At 45.5% G+C, this 20,366-nt stretch carries 15 protein-coding genes; 7 read left to right on the forward strand and 8 right to left on the reverse strand.

All coding sequences use genetic code 11. The features are described from left to right. Positions 1-63: 63 nt before the first annotated feature. Together serC and B5D42_RS16190 are read right to left on the reverse strand one after the other, a co-directional pair. Entirely contained in the window at positions 64-1,137 is a 1,074-nt protein-coding gene (gene serC / locus B5D42_RS16185; RefSeq protein WP_078832614.1) for a 3-phosphoserine/phosphohydroxythreonine transaminase, read from the reverse strand. 120 nt (positions 1,138-1,257) lie between these two features. Continuing rightward, positions 1,258-1,890, reverse strand: coding sequence for a DUF502 domain-containing protein (locus B5D42_RS16190; protein WP_078832583.1), 633 nt, complete (start codon positions 1,888-1,890; stop codon positions 1,258-1,260). A gap of 230 nt (positions 1,891-2,120) precedes the next feature. On the opposite strand from B5D42_RS16190, the gene B5D42_RS16195 reads away from it, so the two are divergent. From B5D42_RS16195 to B5D42_RS16215, 5 genes are all read left to right on the forward strand, one after another. Further along, positions 2,121-2,750, forward strand: a complete 630-nt coding sequence (locus tag B5D42_RS16195; protein WP_078832584.1) for a TetR/AcrR family transcriptional regulator — start codon at positions 2,121-2,123, stop codon at positions 2,748-2,750. Beyond that, on the forward strand, positions 2,747-4,111 hold the full coding sequence (locus B5D42_RS16200) for a TolC family protein (RefSeq protein WP_078832585.1): 1,365 nt from the start codon (positions 2,747-2,749) through the stop codon (positions 4,109-4,111). Before B5D42_RS16195 ends, B5D42_RS16200 begins: the two co-directional genes overlap by 4 nt. A 26-nt stretch (positions 4,112-4,137) precedes the next feature. Then, on the forward strand, positions 4,138-5,331 hold the full coding sequence (locus B5D42_RS16205; RefSeq protein ID WP_078832586.1) for an efflux RND transporter periplasmic adaptor subunit: 1,194 nt from the start codon (positions 4,138-4,140) through the stop codon (positions 5,329-5,331). Positions 5,332-5,379: 48 nt separating this feature from the next. Then, positions 5,380-8,979: an efflux RND transporter permease subunit gene (locus B5D42_RS16210; RefSeq protein ID WP_078832587.1), complete on the forward strand. Its 3,600-nt coding sequence runs from the start codon at positions 5,380-5,382 to the stop codon at positions 8,977-8,979. A 142-nt stretch (positions 8,980-9,121) separates the two neighbouring features. Further along, positions 9,122-9,916 (forward strand): TIGR00266 family protein, encoded by a 795-nt coding sequence (locus tag B5D42_RS16215; RefSeq protein ID WP_078832588.1) that lies wholly within the window; start codon positions 9,122-9,124, stop codon positions 9,914-9,916. A gap of 68 nt (positions 9,917-9,984) precedes the next feature. Here B5D42_RS16215 and B5D42_RS16220 read toward each other — a convergent pair whose 3' ends face one another. Genes B5D42_RS16220 through B5D42_RS16230 form a run of 3 tightly spaced genes read right to left on the reverse strand, consistent with a single transcriptional unit; the run spans position 9,985 to position 12,674 of the window. After that, entirely contained in the window at positions 9,985-10,698 is a 714-nt protein-coding gene (locus tag B5D42_RS16220; protein WP_078832589.1) for a hypothetical protein, read from the reverse strand. Between the two features lie 22 nt (positions 10,699-10,720). Continuing rightward, positions 10,721-11,473 (reverse strand): hypothetical protein, encoded by a 753-nt coding sequence (locus B5D42_RS16225; RefSeq protein ID WP_078832590.1) that lies wholly within the window; start codon positions 11,471-11,473, stop codon positions 10,721-10,723. After that, entirely contained in the window at positions 11,466-12,674 is a 1,209-nt protein-coding gene (locus B5D42_RS16230) for a hypothetical protein (protein ID WP_078832591.1), read from the reverse strand. Before B5D42_RS16230 ends, B5D42_RS16225 begins: the two co-directional genes overlap by 8 nt. Before the next feature lie 684 nt (positions 12,675-13,358). Here B5D42_RS16230 and B5D42_RS16235 point away from each other — a divergent pair. Both B5D42_RS16235 and B5D42_RS16240 read left to right on the forward strand, forming a co-directional pair. Next, positions 13,359-14,540, forward strand: coding sequence for a hypothetical protein (locus tag B5D42_RS16235; protein ID WP_139367208.1), 1,182 nt, complete (start codon positions 13,359-13,361; stop codon positions 14,538-14,540). Positions 14,541-14,543: 3 nt separating this feature from the next. After that, positions 14,544-15,293 carry a hypothetical protein gene (locus B5D42_RS16240; protein WP_078832593.1) on the forward strand — a complete coding sequence of 250 codons (750 nt, stop codon included), beginning with the start codon at positions 14,544-14,546 and terminating at the stop codon, positions 15,291-15,293. A gap of 58 nt (positions 15,294-15,351) precedes the next feature. Here B5D42_RS16240 and B5D42_RS16245 read toward each other — a convergent pair whose 3' ends face one another. The 3 genes from B5D42_RS16245 to B5D42_RS16255 form a co-directional block, all read right to left on the reverse strand. Further along, positions 15,352-16,500, reverse strand: coding sequence for a methionine aminotransferase (locus B5D42_RS16245; RefSeq protein WP_217698847.1), 1,149 nt, complete (start codon positions 16,498-16,500; stop codon positions 15,352-15,354). A gap of 34 nt (positions 16,501-16,534) precedes the next feature. After that, the gene (locus B5D42_RS16250) at positions 16,535-18,931 is read right to left on the reverse strand and encodes a hypothetical protein (protein WP_139367209.1); all 2,397 of its coding nucleotides are present in this window, start codon (positions 18,929-18,931) and stop codon (positions 16,535-16,537) included. Positions 18,932-19,056: 125 nt separating this feature from the next. Continuing rightward, on the reverse strand, positions 19,057-20,355 hold the full coding sequence (locus B5D42_RS16255) for a TolC family protein (RefSeq protein WP_078832595.1): 1,299 nt from the start codon (positions 20,353-20,355) through the stop codon (positions 19,057-19,059). Between the last annotated feature and the right edge of the window lie 11 nt (positions 20,356-20,366).

The raw sequence follows: 20,366 nt of genomic DNA on the forward strand, positions 1-20,366 counted from the left end.
CCAAAATCGTTTTTCGGTCCAAAAGTAGTAAAAATTACATCTGACCGCTTACCATTCGTCCAATTAGCCATTCTTACCGGCGAAGTGCTCCATCAAAGAGCAGAATGCCTGTACGCTTTCAAGGTCAAGTGCGTTATACATACTCACCCTGATGCCGCCCACTGTTCGGTAGCCTTTCACGCCTACCATCCCTTCTTTTTTGCAGAGTTCCAGGAATGACTCTTCAAGTGACTGGTTCTCAAGGAAAAAGACTGCGTTCATATAACTGCGGTCTTCTTTGGCCACAGTCGGTTTAAAAATAGGTATGCGATCCAGCGTGTTGTATAACAGGTCAGCTTTTGCCGTATTCCGGCGCTCCATTTCTGTTAATCCCCCCTCTGCCAGGATCCAGCGCAGCGTAAGCATACTTACATATACGGCAAATACCGGCGGTGTATTCATCAGCGATCCGGCGGCGATATGTTTGCTGTAATCCATGATCGTCGGGATCTTCCGGCTCACTTTACCAAGCACATCCTTTTTTACCACCACCAGGTTTACGCCTGCTGCGCCCATGTTTTTCTGTGCACCGGCATAAATGAGCGAGAACTTACCGAAGTCTGCCGGTCTGCTGAAAATATCGCTGCTCATATCGGCCACCAGCGGAATATTACCGGTATCCGGATATTCGTGCCATTGTGTTCCTTCCACCGTGTTATTGGTAGTGATATGGAGATATGCCGCGTTTTCCGGCAGGTTAAGATCCTTCTTTATATAGGTATGCTTCCGGTCTGAAGTATCGGCCGCAATCACAACATTACCGAAGAGTGCTGCTTCCTTTGCGGCTTTATTCCCCCAGATGCCGTTATCGGCGTAAGCTGCGGTTGCCTTCTCATCCAGCAGGTTCATCGGCACCTGCATGAACTGGGTAGTAGCACCGCCATGAAGGAATAATACTTCATAACTGTCGTCCAGCTGCATCAGCTGTTTAACCGATGTAACCGCTTCCTGCAGTACCTCCTGGAACCAGCTGGTGCGGTGTCCGATCTCGAGTATCGATAATCCCGTTCCGTTGAAATCATGAATTGCGCGGGCAGCTTCTTCCAGTACCGGCAACGGTAATATGGAAGGGCCTGAATTGAAGTTATGCAGTTTCATGTTGCTTGCTTGAAGGCGCAAAGTAACAGCGAATTTATGAATCACCAATACGGGTTGGATGGTGAATGGCTTTCAGGCAATGCTGAGTGGTGTCTGAAAGTGGTGAATGGACAAATCCTGTTACCCATGGTCGTGCACATCGGTAACGCCACCGGAAACGGCGTATTTCATGGCTTCTGCAGCACTGATATGTTCCAGCGGTTTGATATGGCTCTTAGGTACCACATAAGTTATACCTGAAATGGCATAGGAATGCGGCACATACACTGTTACATGGTCTTCCATCCCGAATTCACGTGCCGTTTGCTGCGTAATGAAGCCGATCCGCCACACACCCGGCGCATCTATATTTACAAGAACAGGCTTGTCGAACTTCTTCTTATTGCCAGCAAAGGCTTCCAGGAAATCTTTTACAGAACTATAGATAAACCTTACCCCGGGCGTTTTCTCCAGCACGGTATCAAATACGGCTACAAGCCTGCCTACCACGAATAAGGATGAAAGCCAGCCCACAAAAAGTACCAGCCCTATTACCACCACAAAGCCAAGTCCGGGCACACGTGTAAGGTTACCGGCAGCATCTTTTTCTACAAATGAAGGAAATAAAGTGTTCAGGAGATTGGGCAGGAAACCGTCTACCAGGTTGAATAAACCTACTACAACCCAGATGGTTATACCAATCGGCGCCAGCACGATCAGGCCCTGGAAAAACAGTTGCAGTAGCTTTTTCAGGAAAAACCGGATACGGATCATGTGGTCTGTGATTTGAGCTGCAAGATAGCAGAAAATACGGCGGGAGACTTTTAAAAAAAAGCAGCTGATTTTTAAATACCCTTAAAATATACGAATGTCCTGATCGTCTTCAGACAAACAGGTATCCGTTCAGCTTTTAAAACCGCTCAACACAAAAAACATAAATTAAACCATGGAAACTTTTGCAACGAAAAAAGTTTCCATAGTTTTGCGACCAGTTTTTAAAAATTATGGAGATAGCAGAAAGAATAGTAACCAAGGCCCACGAGCTCTTTATGCGTTATGGCATCCGGAGCGTGAGCATGGACGAGATCGCCAATCACCTGGGGATGAGCAAAAAAACGATCTACCAGTTCTATGCCGATAAGGACGCCCTTGTTGAATCCGTGATCGGAATGGAGATCGCCGATAACGAAGTGCAATGCGCACAGCACCGCTCCCGTTCTGAAAACCCGGTACACGAGATCTTCCTGAGTGTTGATATGGTACAGGAATTGCTGAAAAACATGAACCCTTCCGTGATGTACGACCTGGAAAAATACCATTCGGCCGCATTCCGGAAGCTGAATGAGCATAAGAACCGCTTTATCTACGATACCATCAAATCGAACCTGGACCAGGGCGTTGAAATGGGACTTTACCGTTCCGACATCAATACCGAAATCCTCACCGCTTACAGGCTGGGCACTGTTTTCCTTATGTTCAACCCCGGTGTATTTCCTTCGGACAAATACAACCTTCACCAGATACTCGAAGAAATGTCGGACAATTTCCTCTGCGGGATTGTTACGCCCAAAGGATTAAAACTGATTCAGAAATATAAGCAACAACGATTAAAGACTAAAACCACAATTGTATGAGTAAAAGAGGACGCAGCAGACTGATCTGGTTATTCTGCCTGCTGGCAGGGGCAAACCTGTCGCAGGCCCAGACTACCGCGGTCAAAGCACCGCCGGTTAGGCACGAATTTTCTCTTCAGCAAGCTGCAGATTACGCAAAACAGAACAATGTCCAGGTTAAAAATGCATTGCTGGGTGTTCAGATCCAGCAACAGACCAACAGGGACATTACTTCAGCGGCGCTTCCCAACATAACGGGCAGCATTCAGGCCACAGACTATCTTCAGATCCCTACATCGCTGTTGCCGGGCGAAGTGTTTGGCCAGCCGGCAGGAACCTATATTCCTGTTCAGTTCGGTACCAAATACAATTCAACCGCCAGCGTCCAGCTGCAGCAGCTTCTGTTCGACGGCCAGGTGTTTATCGGCCTGCAGGCCCGTGCCACATCCATCGAATGGCAGAAAAAAAGTGTAGAAGTAACAGAGCAGAACATCAAGAGCAATATCTATAAAATATACTATCAGCTCGTAGTAAGCAAAACCCAGATAGAACTGCTGGATTCGAACATCACCCGTTTACAGAAATTACAGCACGATGCCGGCGAACTCTATAAAAACGGCTTTGCTGAGAAACTGGATGTTGATAAAGTGAACGTACAGTTAGCGAACCTGCAGACAGAAAAAACAAAAGCGCTGAATTCGATCGATATCGGTTACCTCGGCCTTAAAACACTGCTGGGCATGCCTGTAAAAGACACGCTGATCCTTACCGATAAGATCACAGATGACCAGGTGAAAAAAGACCTGCTCACAGATGCGCCTTACCAGTATGCAGATCGCCCGGATTACCAGTACCTCCAATTAGGCAGGAAACTGAACGAGTTCAACATCAGGCGTTACAAGCTGAGCTATATCCCTACAGTAGCACTCACGGGTGTATACAGCAAAAATGCACAGCGTAACAAATTCGATTTCTTCGGTAAGGGCGACTGGTTCACCACATCTTATATCGGTCTGAATATCTCCATCCCGATCTTCGATGGCTTCTCCAAAGACGCAAAGATCAAGAAAGCGAAACTGGAACTGCAGCAGACAGAAAACCAGCTGGCAGGTATGGAGCTGAACATCGATAATGAAGTGGCACAGGCAAAGATCAATTACCAGTCGGCCGTTGTTACCATGGACTATCAGAAGAAGAACATGCAGCTCGCAGAAACAGTTTACTACCAGACCAAGAAGAAATTTGAAGTGGGCACAGGATCCAACACAGAGATCACAGCCGCGCAGCTCGACCTGAAAACAGCACAGACCAATTACATCAATGCGCTTTATTCAGCCATTATTGCAAGTGTTGACTATCAGAAAGCCATTGGAAAATTATAATTAAACCAAAACTTAAATATCATTATATGCAAAAGATCATACAGGTAATAGTTGTTGCAACGGCAGCGATTACGCTTGCAGCCTGCGGCGGTAAAAAAGAAGCAGGTGAGCTGGGCGAGAAAAAAGCGAAGCTGGAACAATTAAGAAAGCAGCAGACAGCGTTAAGCACGGATATCGAAAAGCTCGAAAAAGAGATCGCAGCGATCGACCCTGCACTTGCCAAGGAAGAAAAACCAAAGCTGGTTACACTTGCAACGGTAGCGCCTGAAACCTTCTCGCACTTCATCGACCTGCAGGGTAAGATCGAATCTGAGAATATTTCTTACGTTACCCCGCGTGGTGGTGGCGGCCAGGTAAAAGCCATCTATGTAAAACGTGGTGATATGGTGAGCAAAGGCCAGCTGCTGGTAAAACTGGACGACGCAATTGCCAAACAAAGCGTAGCCACTGCAGAACAGGGACTTGAAACCCTCAAAACACAACTTGCATTTGCAAAGAACCTGTACCAGAAACAGAAAAACCTGTGGGACCAGAACATTGGTACCGAAGTACAGCTGATCACTGCAAAGAACAATGTAGACAATATCGAGAACCAGCTGAAAAGTGCGCAGGAACAACTGAAGATCACGAAAGAGCAATTGCAGTTTTCGAATGTATATGCCGAGCAGTCAGGTGTTGCAGAAGATGTGAATGTACGCGTGGGCGAACTGTTCACCGGTATGAACCAGATCAAGATCGTGAACACCGGTACGCTGAAAGTAACCACACAGATCCCTGAAAATTATCTCGATAAAGTGAAAGTAGGAAGCCGCGTGAAAGTAACGCTGCCCGATATCAACAAGACCATCGATGCTACTGTAAGCGTATCAGGCCGCCTCATCGACCCGAACAGCCGCAGCTTCTTTGTTGAAGCAAAGATCCCTGCAGACAAAGATTTCAGACCAAACCAGGTTGCACTTGTGAAAATCCAGGATTACACAGCACCAAATGCGATCACCGTACCTGTAAACACTTTACAGAGCGATGAGAAAGGCAAATATGTGCTCGTTGCATCCAAAGAGAACGGTAAGCTGGTTGCGCGTAAGAAAACCGTTATACCAGGTGAACTCTATGGCGATCGCCTCGAGATCAGGAGCGGATTACAGGCAGGTGATGTAGTGATCACAGATGGTTTCCAGAGCCTGTACGAAGGACAGATGATCACAACAGATACAAAATAGACCTGTAATCATACCCTCTCACCGAGGATCAAACATTAAACTAATTGTATGAGTGTATTAGAAAATATAAAAGGGAAGTTCAAGGAGTTCGGTCCTACTACCTGGAGTATCAAGAACAAGACATCCATCTACCTGATGATGCTGTTCGTGAGCCTGGCCGGGATCTTCCAGTTCGTGACGCTGCCGAAAGAGCAGTTTCCCGATATCGTGATCCCTACTATTTATGTTCAGACCATTTATGTAGGTAACTCACCCAAAGACATCGAGAACCTGGTAACCAGGCCGATTGAAAAACAGATCAAGGGTATTACCGGTGCCAAGATCAAAAAGTTCACCAGTACCTCCCAGCAGGATTATTCTGCCGTGATCGTAGAGTTCGATACCGATGTTAAAACGGATATTGCACTTCAGAAAGTGAAGGATGCGGTAGACAAGGCCAAGCAGGATCTGCCCAATGACCTTACACAAGAACCAACCGTACTGGAAGTGAGCCTGAGCGAGCAGCCGATCATGTACGTGAACCTCAGCGGTGATTATGATCTCCAGCGTCTTAAAAAATATGCGGATGATCTGAAAGACAGGCTGGAAGATCTTTCGCAGATCAACCGTGTTGACATTGTAGGTGCTCCTGAAAGAGAGTTCCAGATCAATGTAGACAACTATCGCATGCAGAGCGCAGGTATCACTTTTGATGATATTTCCAATGCAGTACAGCGTGAGAACATGGATATTTCCGGTGGTCTGCTGGATGTGGGGAACATGAAAAGGAACCTGCAGCTGAAAGGTCAGCTGAAAACGGCTTTCGATATCGAAAAGATCATCCTCCGCAATACAAGCGGCGCACCAATCTACCTGAAAGACATCGCCAAGATCATCGATACCACCAAAGAGAAAGAGAGTTATGCGCGCCTGGACGGCAAGAATGTGGTAACGCTGAACATCATCAAACGTAGCGGAGAGAACCTGATCGAGACCAGTGATGGTGTGAAGAAGATCGTGGAAGAATCGAAAGGTGTACTTTTCCCGAATGACCTGAAAGCCGTTGTAACCGGCGACCAGAGTATCAAAACAAGAACATCGTTCAATGAGCTGGTAAACTCCATCGTAATCGGCTTCGTGCTGGTACTGATCGTACTTATGTTCTTCATGGGTGTGGTCAACGCGTTCTTCGTGGCCTTATCGGTGCCGCTGAGTATGTTCCTGGCCTTTGTGTTCCTGCCGGGAGCCGACCTGATCGTTGGTACGCATGTAACATTGAACTTCATTGTGCTCTTTGCATTGCTGTTCGGTCTGGGTATCATCGTGGATGATGCGATCGTGGTAATCGAGAATACACACCGGATCTTCATGGATGGAAAAGGAAAAATTCCGATCACCATGTCGGCACGTATGGCGGCTGGAGAGGTATTCGTTCCGGTACTTGCGGGTACATTAACCACACTTGCACCGTTCTTCCCGCTGCTCTTCTGGCCGGGTATCATCGGTAAGTTCATGGTATACCTGCCAACGATGCTCATCTTTACACTGGCGGCATCGCTCGTAGTGGCGTTCATCATGAACCCCGTATTTGCGGTCGACTTCATGAACCACCGTGATGACGAAGACAATAAAGAGCCTAAAAACGCCATCTTCAAAAAACCAGGGTTCTGGATCGCTATCGGCCTCGGCATATTGCTCGACCTGCTCGGAGCTCCGTTCTGGGGTAACCTGCTCCTGTTCTTCATGCTGCTGATCCTGCTGAATCGTTTTGTACTGGATCATGCGATCCACTCATTCCAGCACCGTGCATTGCCATGGATCATGAGCCATTATGAGAGCCTGCTGAACTGGGCGCTGAAAGGCTGGCGTCCGGTACACCTGTTACTGGGAACCATCGGACTGTTCTTCCTTTCGCTCTTCATCTTTATCGGTGCTATCGGAAGCGGAAGGGTTCCTGTAACCTTCTTCCCTAAAGGAGATCCGAACCAGATCTTCGTTTACCTGAAATTACCTGTAGGAACCAATGTGGAATATACCGACTCTATCACAAGAATCCTCGAAGGCCGCGTAAACAAAGTGCTCGGCATTGGTAACGGTAAAGAAAACCCGGTTGTGGAAAGTGTGATCAGTAACGTGGCAGTAGGTGCAAACGATCCGAGCCTGGGCGACAGAAGTACAAGAAGCGAACTCGGACGTATCCAGGTTTCATTCGTGGAATTTGAAAAACGTCATGGGGTAGCTACAAAACCATATATGGACCAGATCAGGGCTGAAATGAAAGGCATTCCTGGTGCAGAGATCAGTGTAGACCAGGAAAGCAGCGGTCCGCCAACAGATCCACCGATCAACATCGAGATCGCCAGTGAAGATTTCGATAACCTGATCAAAACAGCCACTTCGCTCAAAAACTACCTCGACCTGTTACAGGTGCCTGGCGTAGAAGAACTGAAGATGGATGTGGACCTGAAGAACCCTGAGATCACGTTGTCTGTAGATCGTGAGCGTGCATTGATCGAAGGTGTATCATCAGCCCAGATCGGTATGCAGATCCGTACGGCGCTGTTTGGCCGTGAAGTATCGAAGATCAAGGAAGGAAAAGATGAATATAAGATCCAGCTGCGCAACAACGAACTGCAGCGCAAGAACCTGGTAGATCTGCTGAACATGAAAGTATCTTTCCGCGATATGGCAACCGGCCAGGTGAAGAGCATTCCTATCAGCGCACTGGTGAAAGTAGAACCAACCAGCACACTCGGAAGTGTAAAGCGTAAGAACCAGAAAAGGCTGATCACGTTAAGATCTAATGTGCTTACCTCCAAAGGTTATAACGCAACTGCTGTGAACCAGGTGCTCGCGAAACATATCAGCAACTTCAAAGGCAAGGCAGATGGGGTAACCATCAAACAAACCGGAGAAGGAGAGCAGCAGGCAGAAACCGTTGCGTTCCTTGGTAAGGCGCTGCTGATCGCACTGATGCTGATCCTGTTCGTACTGGTACTGCAGTTCAATTCTGTAAGTAAATCCGTGATCATCTTAACCGAGATCATCTTCAGCGTGATCGGTGTGTTCCTCGGGTTCACCATTACGGGAATGGAAGTATCGGGTCTGATGACAGGTCTTGGTATCGTAGGTCTGGCTGGTATCGTGGTGAAGAACGGTATCCTTGTGATCGAGTTTGCGGATGAGTTACGTTCGAGGGGAATGAAAACCAGGGCAGCTGTTATTGAGGCGGGTAAAACACGTATCATCCCGGTACTGCTTACCGCACTGGCAGCGATCCTGGGCTTTATCCCGATCGCGATCGGCTTCAACATCAACTTCATTACGCTGTTCTCAGAACTCAACCCGCATATCTTCTTCGGAGGTGATAACGTGGTGTTCTGGAAGCCGTTGAGCTGGACCATCATCTTCGGACTTGCATTCGCGTTCTTCATGACGCTGGTGATTGTTCCGAGCATGTACCTCATCGCAGAACGTCTGCGCAGGCCGATGCGCAGGATGTACGGCGGTCAGTGGGTGAGTATGATGGGTATTCCGCCGCTTACGCTGGTGTTCCTGCCAATGATGGTAGTAACCATGATCCGTCACAGGATCCACAGGAAACGCCGTGAAGCGAGAATGAGAAATGTAGAAACAGTAAATAAATCCTTTACGGGCAGCTGGTTCTAGACTGCCTTGGGTTTTGGTTAATAATCATCGGCCGCTTCTTTTCAGGAGCGGCCCTTTTTTTGAAGTTATTATCTTTTACACCAGCGGCTATCCGCCACTCATTTAATTACTTAATTTAACCCCGCTATTAAACATACTTATTATGATACAGAACCATGAAATCGACTACCGCATTTTCGGCGAAGAAATGCAGTACGTAGAAATAGAACTCGACCCCAACGAAACAGCGATTGCAGAGCCGGGTGCATTTATGATGATGGACGACGGGATCCAGATGCAGACCATGTTCGGCGATGGCAGCCAGCAGCAGTCGGGCGGGCTCTTAGGCAAATTGTTCAATGCCGGCAAAAGGATCCTTGTTGGCGAAAGTCTTTTCATGACCGCATTTACCAATGTGGCACATGGCAAGAAATGTGTGAGTTTCGCATCGCCTTACCCGGGAAAGATCATCGCACTTGATCTCGCACGGCTTGGCAATCGTGTGATCTGCCAGAAAGATGCATTTCTCTGTGCAGCCAAAGGCGTGAGCATTGGCATCGAATTTCAGCGCAAGCTGGGTACCGGCTTATTCGGAGGCGAAGGTTTCATCATGGAAAAACTGGAAGGCGATGGTATGGCATTCATGCATGCAGGCGGCCATGTGATAGAGCGCAGGCTGATCCCCGGCGAAGTGCTGAAGATCGATACCGGCTGTATAGTCGGTTTTACGCATGGCATCGATTACGATATCCAGTTTGTGGGCGGTATTAAAAATACCATATTCGGCGGTGAAGGTTTATTCTTTGCCACACTCCGCGGCTCCGGCACCGTCTGGATCCAGACCTTACCGATCAGCAGGCTTGCAGGGCGTATTCTGCAATACGGCACCTTCAAAAGAAAAGAAGAAGGCAGCATACTGGGCGGCCTGGGAAATATGGTAGATGGTGATGGCTGGTAAATCATCACCGTATATAGCTTAAACTTTTGGAAAGTTCCGGAACTTTCCAAAAGTTATCTCTGCACCGGTTACGGCTTTTTATACTTACGGAACATTTCCATGTATTTCTCAGGATCTGAGACAGGAGTTTCTTCCAGCCAAAGTTTCATTGGAATCGGATCGATAACAATGTTCTTATATTTCATGGAATCGTTGACAATCCTTACCTCAGCCAACCGCATCTGTTTGAGGCTATCCAATTCTTTTGACAGCGTAGCTTCAAATGTATTCATAGCCGGTTTATAAATAAAAGTGCAGGTTCCCGTAAGTGTGCTATCCTTTTTTGCACGTGCACGGTAGACGTCTTGCACTATCCCTGTTTCCTTATCTTTCTCAGAAGACAACAACTGCATATCTGACAAAGTGAAAATCACATACTGATCAAGATTTTCATTTGAAAACCAGTTGGCTGCGATGATTGAATCTGCAGAAACCTGCTGGGTAAACAAACTGTTATTACCGTCTGTTTTAAAGCCGGTCTTGTCGCCGGTCTTATGCATAAGATAAAAAACCGTTTTTCCTGAGGTAGAATCATTAAAAGTAAACAATGGAATCTCATATATGCGCAGATCCTGGTAGCCGATGATCTTTACCGTAAGGGTATCGTGTCCCATGTATTTTCCGGAATCACTGATTTTCGGAAACAATGAATTAATAGTAACAGCTTTCACTGAAGGATGTTGTGCATCTGCGGAGATGCAAATACATGAAAAATATATAACAACTAAAAGGTTCTTAATCATAAGAACGGAGATTTTTGTTATGCTATTCAGCCTGCCTTGACCTTTTTTTAAGATCGTAGTACATGTTGAACAGTTTTATATAACGTTCGGGCACTTCTACCGGCACTTCATCAAGACGAAATTCTAATGGCGCGGTTTCAATCAGTAAATTTTTATATAATCTTGGGTTATTCATTACTTTTACCCTGCACAGGCGCATTTGTTTTATACTGTCTAATTCTCTTGACAATGTAATGCCAAATGAATGAATCATGGGTTTATAAAGGAAATAGCACCGGGCAGTGCTTGTTGTGTCTTCTTTTTCTTTTGCATCATATATTTCCTCAACTGCTCCAGTGATTGAATCTTTTTTAATAGAAATAAGCTTCATATAGGAGTCTTTAAAAAGAGAATATTGATTAAAATTTTCATTCGAAAACCAGCTTTGTTTCATAAACGTATCTATCGGAATACATAGATTAAAAAGTTTTTCGTGGTTCTCTGATTTGAAGCCAATGGTATCTCCAACTTTATATAAATAATAAACTTCGTGTTTAAGAGGGGGGCGCTCATATTCTCCTTTTATGCCCAACTCCCAAAATGGCATCTCGTATAGACGAAGATCTTTATAAGCATAAATATTAACGTCAAAAACTTCGTGCCTGATAAACTTGCCTGCATTATCAATTAATGGGAATAAATAAGTAACCGACACTGCTTTAATCTCATGGCTGACTTGTGCATGAATAGCCTGTTTGGTGAAGAAGAGAAGAAAAATAAGTATTAACTTATTCATACTGTGTTTTTGCTGCGTTAAAGTTCAAATTACTTGAAGATCCTGATGCAGAAGCTAATTTTTTACCCCAGCCGAAACAAGATACTCTAAAGTTAATTAGGTGATTATAGCTTAAATAATAGCTTGTAGAATCCCCAGCAATTAACAGTGTTGGCGAAAAGGTCCAATCGGTTTCAATGCATGGAGGTAGTTCACCCCCGGAACCAGAACTCACGTAATTTAGATATTCCCACTTCCACGGCTCGCCCGGGTTCCTTTTATGAATGCCGCTAAAGTATGCATAATAATGTACTGGCCCGGAAGAACCGGGGATAGTTGTAGAATAAAATTCTAACTGTAGTGACATGGTTCTTTTTGTAATACCTGTAGTTGAATTAGTTGTTTCCGGTCCAACTGTACCAGTAACAGTTCCTGTGCCATTACCATATGCAATAATATCGTTTATAATAGCATCAGCATCTTCTGGACTAATTGCGCATCCGGGATTCATTGGCTCCGGCGCTGGTCCAGAAGGTGGTTCTACGCAATTACCTGTACTATAAAGATATTCTTCAGAAAGTATTTCACCTGTATCAACATCCCAAACGGTCCAGTACCAATCAATGCAAGGTTGCTCATCCGGAGGAAGCACATTCACTGCTTTTTCTGTACTATTTACTTTGTTTTTAGCGGCATTAGTAGTCTCAACTTGTTTGATATATTTTTTGATCTTCTTCTCTTTCGATTGGCCTGATGCGGTTGTCTCCCAAGCCATATTGGGCGATCCATCGATAAGATATTGCGTTACCAGAGTCCCCCTCGGAACGCGTTTTTTAGTGAGTAATGTGGTAATATTTTCTATATCTCTGGTTGTAAATATCCCTTCCGTTTGATATCCTTTATTTGATTTGCTAATGGATAAATACCAATTTTCACCTTTTACAGATTGTCTATTGATCTTAATCACGTATAGGTCCGGTTTATTAGGGCGTTCTGCAATAAACGCCTGACTGTAATCTAATGACATATAAAAATCGTGTGCTCGATCTTTATATGCTATTTTATTTTCATTGTTTGCATTATCCCAAGCTTTTGCAATACCCCTAATTACAGATTCTTCGATTTGAATAATATGCTGTGTATTGTCGCCGAATTTCTTACAGGAGATAATCGTTATTCCTAAAAACAACAAAAAGAGCAGGATATTATTTTTTCTTTGCATCAGAGTTAGTTTGTTTTAAAATTAAATATTTTTTGTATATAAAAAAGTTTTTTATCTGACCAGGTCTTCCAATGCTTGCTTTTCCCGTTATTGCTATCTAATCACCAATAACTTTATAAGTCTAAATAATCACCCTATCGTTTTCATGTTGCAGTTAGTCGAGCAGCAAAAAAGCGTTAAACTTTTGGAAAGTTCCGGAACTTTCCAAAAGTTATCTCTCCACGAATCAATCAAATAAATCTACCAGTCTTTGCAGAGGCGTCTTTTCGGGTGCAGGTAATCGAAATGATGCGCAGCATATTCCGATAGAGACCAAAGAAGCGCTGGCGCAAAGACGAGGCCCAACGGCCTGAGCGACAAATGCCGGTACCCGCCTGAACGTTAGAATTGATAAGCAGCTTTAAAAATAGCGACTGCGTGCTGCGCTGAGTCCCCTCCGGGAGACATCAGCTTAGGCTAGGCCCAGCGGCCTGAGTGACCAGTAGTGATGAGCTTAAAGCTGTTTAAAGAATTAAAATGTCTTCCGGACGTTGGAATCAGCAGAACCAACAACAACTTGCAAACTTAGATATGATTGCCGCATATTGGTCATGCGATCTGCTACGGCAATTTTTCAAAATAGGGTATTTTCCTCCTTTGATAAGTATTTTTTTGTCTGTTATTTTCCAAAAAAAATCACAGACCATGAGTAAAAAAGCTTTTCTGTTTGTATGTGGCGTTGGCACAGCGTTTTTTGCTTGTAAAAAAAACGATACACGGGTGAGAGATCATACCGGCGCTTCTTTTCAATCTGTTTCCGCCTGGTACCAGCAGGCAATACAACAGGGTTCGGAACCGGTCAGGCGCAATCTTGCCGTTATCATGAAATCTCTGGATTGCACGCGTAGCACTCGTTTTGTAAAGCCGGACGGAACAGTGTGTCATATTATTCCCGCGAAGCTGAAAGCGGAAGATCCGGATGCAAAAAAATTTCTTGTCCTGCGTGAAAAGGATCAGCGTTATGAAGCAGAAGGTGTTTATGAAGCCGGGAGCATTGAACAATTAAAAGCGCTTTTTACAATAAACAGGTTAAATTCTGGACAGGCTGTAACAAGATGGAATATAGATGGAACGCCATCAATGGGCTGGCAAACCACAGTTGATGGCAGGGAGCAGATAAAAAAGGCCAAAAGTATCAGTAATACTGCAGTAAAGATCTCAGATGCTACAGTTAACCGGCCTGATCGCCGTGCTCCGGAAGAGGATCTCTGTATTGATTGGTATTGGATCCTCTTCGATATCCGCACAGGCGAGATCATTTCTGAAGTATATGTTTTCAGTACGGGTAATTGCAGTTTTGGGAATGGCTCAGCGTTTGTGCCCGTCAGCCCCACTTCCTGTTATGATGAACAGGAAGCCGATTTTCATTTTGAAGCAAATAACTCCACGCCTTTATCTGTTGGTATCGGTGCGGATGTGATGGATATTAACGGGATTACAAAATTCAAAAATCCTTCCTGGAAATGTTTTTCCGGTGCAGGTGGTGGCTGGTGGCTTGTTTCAAAAGAAATTGGCAAGGTAAAGCTGGCAGACCCGCTTACCAACACATGGGCCTGGGTATCACTCACACATGGCAGTATCGTCATGAATGGCAGTGCGCCTCCGGGAACAGCAATAGACTATACGCAGGGAACAGGTACACCATCCTTCACACCCGAAGCTGCACAAAACAGCCTCATCTTATATGCAGGGATGGAACTTGATTATGGTATTACTTATTCTTTCCTCAGCGATTGTTCGTTCCTGGGTACTAATATCGGGAAGCTGGTCAGTCCGGTTTCCAAACAATATCATTCATCGTATGGCTTCTGGAATGCAAATCCCTGATAAATGAAAAATTACAACGCATATAAATTCATCGTAGTACTCCTCTTATTGTCAACTATGCTTGCATCAGTTTCCTGTAAGAACAATATAAATTCTGATAAAGACATGAAGGCAATTGCATTGATCATGCACTTCCCGCAAAGTCTTCACGTGCTTGATAAAAATAAATTCGTTTATATTAAAGACACGTCTGCCTTGTTTTATTATAAAGACAGTATCTTATTCAGGCTCAGACCAACATTTGTATTTGAAACAGATGCGCCGATTCCAGGCACTGCTCCCTATTTCATTTATAAACAAACCGATTCCGTTGGTTTTTTATTCCGGTCAAAAGACGCCCGCGGCATAAAACTGAAACTGGATTCTTTTCTCGCTAAGAATATGATACGCGGCGATGAATTCTATGTATCCTATTATTATCCTGGCAAGCTGGGTCCGGTAATAAAGAAGGAAGGCCAGGTCGTAGTTGAAACGTTTTATGGCAAACAAAGGCCTGGCAGGCTAAGACCGGATTCGGCCAGCTATTATTTTACGAATGCGCTTTCCGATATCCCGTATACATTTTCAAAAAAACTGGATAGTTCAAAAGGAATGCGATTGTATAAAGTAAGGCTCTTCTCGGATTCTGTTGCCATGCCCGATAAAACCATGTTCCCGCCCAGGAATTTCCTGTTTGAATATGGCAGGCTGGCCAACTATAATAAAAGAGATGTTATTCAACTATTCCATCAATTCAGCAGCAGGCTGAAATAAACGGCTGCGCTCTTTTCCTTTCATAGTCTCCGGTTGCCGGAAGGTGCCGGAGATGATTTTAAAGATGTTTCAGCTGCGCCACTGCTTTTGCCAATGTTTCTTCTTTTTTCGCAAAACAGAACCGCAGTACTTTATGATCTGTATTATCCTTATAGAAAGCAGATACAGGTATGGTTGCAATGCCATATTCTTTTGTGAGCCGGATGGCGATTTCCTTATCCGCTTCCTGAGAAAAGTGGCCATAGCTGTAACATTCAAAATAACTGCCGTGAGAAGGAATGCAACGGAACGGTGTATCCTGCATCAGTGTTCTGAAAAAATCCCGTTTCTGCTGTATCTGCGTACCCAGTGAAAGATAAGCCTCTTCATTGAGCAGATACGCTGCAAGCGCCACCTGTTTAGGTGTATCGCAGCTGAAACAGTTGAACTGGTGCACTTTCCTGAATTCGCGCATCAAAGGTTCCGGAGCAATGCAATAACCCAGTTTCCAGCCCGTGCAGTGATACGTTTTTCCAAAGGAGAAGCATACAAAGCTCCGCTTTAATAATTCTGGATAACGCAGTACACTCTGGTGTTCTATGCCATCGAAGATGAGATGTTCGTATACTTCGTCACTCAATACAATGATATTGGTGCCTGTTGTTATTGCCTGCAATTGGAGCATGTCTTCTTTATTCAATACACTTCCTGTCGGATTATGCGGTGTATTGATCATGATCACACGTGTTTTCGCTGTTATACGCGCTCGTACTTCCTGCCATGGGATTGCATAATCCGGAAACTGCAACGGTATGCGAACGGGTATTGCACCGTTTACTTCTATATTGGGAATATAGCTGTCGTACGCGGGTTCAAATATGATCACTTCATCGCCCGGCTGCAATACGGCAGTAAGTGCTGTATAGATGGCATAGGTTCCGCCGGGTGTAATGGTAATATCAGACTCCGGATCTATTGCTGTTTTGTAAAGACGCTGGGCTTTTTCAGTAAGTCTTTGCCTTAACAACGGGTAGCCGTTCATATGGGTATACTGGTTAAACCCATCGTTCATGGCTTTGGCCACTAAATCTGTAAGCTCCCCGCTCATGGAAAAATCCGGGAAACCCTGACCCAGGTTTACTGCGCCGGACGCAGCAGCCAGCTGGCTCATTACGGTGAATATAGTAGTGCCTACCTCCGGCAGTTTCGACTGAATAGATGGATACACGTTTTTCTTTTAGGTTGATTGTTGATTCAATACATTATTTCAGCAATTTACTGATATGTATGAATCTTCCGTCTTCTGATACACCTTCCAGTAATATCCGGATGGATTTACTGATATCATTATTGTAAAACCTGATCTTCAGTTTCTTTACGCTGCCATCGGTTACAATATAGGGTTTCCAGTAGAGGGTCTTCCTGAAATCATTTGCTGTGTAAGTCTGCTGCTGTTCCGCATAATTGGGATGATAGAACTGCTTTGCAGGGGAATAGCCCGGCAACAAAGTATAATCGAGTCCTTTATACTGTCCGCCCTGGTCATCGCCTTTACGTGTATACACGGCGATCGCACCGCCGGCTCCGCCACCGATCGCACCCATGAACGGCGGTCTGAAAACCTTAATAAAGGCCACATCCGCCATGGAAATGGTATTCAGTCTTTCTGCATCTGTGGGCATTTCATCTATGAACATGGCTGTACCACTGCCGCGCCAGCTTACGGTTGCATCATTACTCAATGAATTGGTGATCTTTAATCCCGCTACAGTAGATTGAAGGTAATTCAGCACCGTTCCCGCAGATTGCGACCGCGGGTCTGTAATCACGTCAAACATGATCGCATCCGACCCGGTAAACATGCCATTTGCATATTTTTCATCCATCTCTTCCAGCCTGGTTCGTACCCTTGTTTTAACCACTACTTCCTGTAGGGTCGATTGCTTCATGAGCTCATCTGCTTTGGCCTGTTGCTCAGCCAGTATTCTTGTCCGTGCAATAGCTGCAGTATCTGTAATGAAAAAAGGCGGTGTTGCGGGTAATAAACTGCGCGGATCCGGCTGGTAGAAATTATTGCCGATTTTCACCTGGCTTCTTCCGGGCAGGCTTGTCCGGTTCAGCTGGTAATACACTTTTGTGGTATCGAAAAGGATCAGGTTATTCTCTTCAAAACTGCCGTCCGGTTTTAAGGGTGAGAAAATAAACTGCCGCGACGAATCTTTGCTCTGCAGGATCAGGTTCACCATCTGTGCCTTTTTGATCTTGCTCTCATTGAGATTATCGATCTTTCCCGCAATGGTCAGGTAGGAAGTATCGGGTCCGTATTTCGGCGCTGGGATTTTACCGGCCCAGATATCATTCCAGTTATATCTCCTCCAGCCATTCGTCAGCATCACAAGATCAAGCCGCGAAGCTTTTTCCGCGTCTTCCCCGTCAGAAAAATAATAGGTTGGATTTTTGATATAGCCTTTGATCTCCGACGACAGTAACAGCCTTGAAATGATATTAGACGATGGATCAGCGCCCGCTTCTGCATCAGTAACAGCCATGGACAGGTTAACCGGCGTGGAATCGGGCAATACTATCTCATAAGCATTATAACCTCTTTTTTCAAGGCTCACCGTATCAGTTGCAACCGATGCTTCTACATGATATTCGTTATTGTTTACGAACAGTATCCGCTCTGCCAGCGGCTTCTGGTTCTTATCAAAAAGTGTTAACAGCAATACTCCCGAGAAAAAATTACCCGTTGGCAGCAGCGCCGCAACCCTTGTTTTATTTTCAAGATTGGCCAATGCCCTGAACACCACCTGCTGGTTCATCGTTGCTACGATGGTTATTTTTTTCTGCTCATCAGGCACGCTGGCTGAGCGCTCTATCGAGAACTGTCTTTGCTGGCTCCCATTCAGAACAGACAATACAACACCCGATGGTTTGGCCGCGGGCAATGTTACGCTGCGGTCCTTTCCGGTTTCATCTTTCCAGTAAGCAGTATAGATCTCGCCGGGTCTTGGCGTGTACCTGAGTGACCCCATTCCGTCGTGCACAGTTGAAAATTCGGCCACCAGCTCATCCTTGTTATTCTTCACAATACCATTCAGCTGAACGGGCTCTCCGGCAGTATTGATGGCTTTGAATGCCGTAAGGCAGGATATATTTTCTACCAGATCTCCGCCCTCCGGGTAGAAACTGAGATTAGTAACAGGAACACCTGTTTTCTGTACAACCTGTGCAGATTTCGCTCCCACTACATTGAATTTTTTCCTGAAGAGGAACGCAGAATCAAAATTGAGCATCCATTTGGTATAGGCAACGGCCTCCAGCTTGTCGCCGGCATATTGTGCAGGTATGGTAAAACTTCCTGAGGCTGATGAATAAACAACAGGCGCCGCAAGATGACTGATCAGCTTTCCCCCTGCATCATACCAGTCGATATAAAAATTACGGCTGATTTGCGATGTTGCCGTGCCCGACATCAGATACGCTTTGAAAAAGATCGTTTGCCCGGGGCCATAAGTGCCATTATCGAACTGAACATATACTTTCTCCTGCGGCAGCCGTTTATTGTAATTGATGAGTAATGAATCGATCACCTGGGTGTGTGATACGCCTGCAAGGAACATACAGGTAAGCAGTAAAATAGCCGGTTTTAGCTTCATAAAGAAGGATTTATCCATTTCATACAGACTAATAAAGCCAGACGAGGTTTAACGCACACAAATAGTGCCAACGTCCGGCTGAAGTATGATCCGGATAATCCTGCTAATGAAAAAGCTTATTCTGATCAGGGAGTCAGCTGGCTGCTGAGGCGCTTCAGTTCAATTTCGGCATTTTTGGCCGTATAGGAAAGATTAACCAGCCTGAATCCGGCCAGCTCAAAACTTTCCTGTGCCTGTTTTACCTCTACAATAGTGGCCTGGCCCAGCTGGAAACGCTGCATAACCAGATTTACCAGGTCCTGGGCGAGCTTATAATTCTCTTTTTCTGTTTTGATCTGAAGCAGGGTGCTGGCGTATGACTGGTAAGCACGTACCGCAGCCGTTTCAAGATCCAGGGCCGTAGTTTCCCTGATCGCTTTGGCGCTGCGGGTGTTGATGGCAGCTACCTGTTGTTGTTTTTTGAAAATGCCGCCATTGTAGATCGGGATGGCAAGGCTCACGCTCACGAACGGACCATAACTCTGGTTAAGCAGGCTGAAACCCGCGCCGCTTTTGTTGCTGCTGAAATTATATCCTGTGTTGGCACGTAAGGTAGGATAACGCTGTGCCGCCACTTCTCTTTCTATGAATTCGTTGATTCTGATCTGCTGATCTGCCGATACCAGTAAGGGGTTCGACTGTATCCGGCCGCGGATCGCATCCAGGCTGATCTCATTATTAAATGTAATCGTGTCCTGTATTACGATGGAGGAATCCGGTGTGGTGAAAACCAGCCGGAGCAGGTCGGTTTTTGCCTGGTCGATGGTGAGCTGCTGCGTGATCTGCGACTGGAGCAGTGTATTGAGATCGAGCTGTGACTGGTAAATATCGGCATTATTGGCCATGCCTGCTTCCTGGCGGGCGCGGAGAATCGCGAGACGTTGCCTTGAAACCTCGATCGACTGCTGGATCGTTTTCATGAACTGTTGCTGCCTTACGATCTCGTAATATTTAGTCTCTACAGACGCGATCGTATTCTGGATCTGAGCATTCAGCAGACTTTCGCTCTGGTGCTGCAACTCATTCAGACGCTGCCTGGTAGCTGTTACCCTGAAACCGTTGAAGAGCAGGATACTGCCTGTTACACCTGCAGTAAGATTATTGGATCCTACATTATCTCTTTTGGTGTCGCGGGTAGCATCTGTGAACTTCTGGTTGATCGTGGTGATCTGCTCGTTATCGCTGATGTTGGCATTAACGGTTGGCAGGCCGCCGGCAACGCCGGCATTGTTGTTAATGGTATTGATCTCAAGGCTGTTTTTGGCCAGCTGTATATCATAGCTTTTCTTCAATGCAGTATTTACCGCATCAGCCAATGTTAACCTTTGTTGGGCGTGACTGCCGGCAGAAACTGCAAGCAGCAGAATGAACAGTGATCTTTTCATGCTTAGTGAAA

It is taken from the genome of Sediminibacterium ginsengisoli, from assembly GCF_900167075.1.
Classification (GTDB): Bacteria; Bacteroidota; Bacteroidia; order Chitinophagales; family Chitinophagaceae; genus Sediminibacterium; species Sediminibacterium ginsengisoli.

Bases quoted from the DNA above. Each gene is read 5' to 3' on its own strand.
- serC (WP_078832614.1), bottom strand. From the start codon at position 1,137: ATGAAACTGCATAACTTCAATTCAGGCCCTTCCATATTACCGTTGCCG.
- B5D42_RS16190 (WP_078832583.1), bottom strand. From the start codon at position 1,890: ATGATCCGTATCCGGTTTTTCCTGAAAAAGCTACTGCAACTGTTTTTC.
- B5D42_RS16195 (WP_078832584.1), top strand. From the start codon at position 2,121: ATGGAGATAGCAGAAAGAATAGTAACCAAGGCCCACGAGCTCTTTATG.
- B5D42_RS16200 (WP_078832585.1), top strand. From the start codon at position 2,747: ATGAGTAAAAGAGGACGCAGCAGACTGATCTGGTTATTCTGCCTGCTG.
- B5D42_RS16205 (WP_078832586.1), top strand. From the start codon at position 4,138: ATGCAAAAGATCATACAGGTAATAGTTGTTGCAACGGCAGCGATTACG.
- B5D42_RS16210 (WP_078832587.1), top strand. From the start codon at position 5,380: ATGAGTGTATTAGAAAATATAAAAGGGAAGTTCAAGGAGTTCGGTCCT.
- B5D42_RS16215 (WP_078832588.1), top strand. From the start codon at position 9,122: ATGATACAGAACCATGAAATCGACTACCGCATTTTCGGCGAAGAAATG.
- B5D42_RS16220 (WP_078832589.1), bottom strand. From the start codon at position 10,698: ATGATTAAGAACCTTTTAGTTGTTATATATTTTTCATGTATTTGCATC.
- B5D42_RS16225 (WP_078832590.1), bottom strand. From the start codon at position 11,473: ATGAATAAGTTAATACTTATTTTTCTTCTCTTCTTCACCAAACAGGCT.
- B5D42_RS16230 (WP_078832591.1), bottom strand. From the start codon at position 12,674: ATGCAAAGAAAAAATAATATCCTGCTCTTTTTGTTGTTTTTAGGAATA.
- B5D42_RS16235 (WP_139367208.1), top strand. From the start codon at position 13,359: ATGAGTAAAAAAGCTTTTCTGTTTGTATGTGGCGTTGGCACAGCGTTT.
- B5D42_RS16240 (WP_078832593.1), top strand. From the start codon at position 14,544: ATGAAAAATTACAACGCATATAAATTCATCGTAGTACTCCTCTTATTG.
- B5D42_RS16250 (WP_139367209.1), bottom strand. From the start codon at position 18,931: ATGAAGCTAAAACCGGCTATTTTACTGCTTACCTGTATGTTCCTTGCA.
- B5D42_RS16255 (WP_078832595.1), bottom strand. From the start codon at position 20,355: ATGAAAAGATCACTGTTCATTCTGCTGCTTGCAGTTTCTGCCGGCAGT.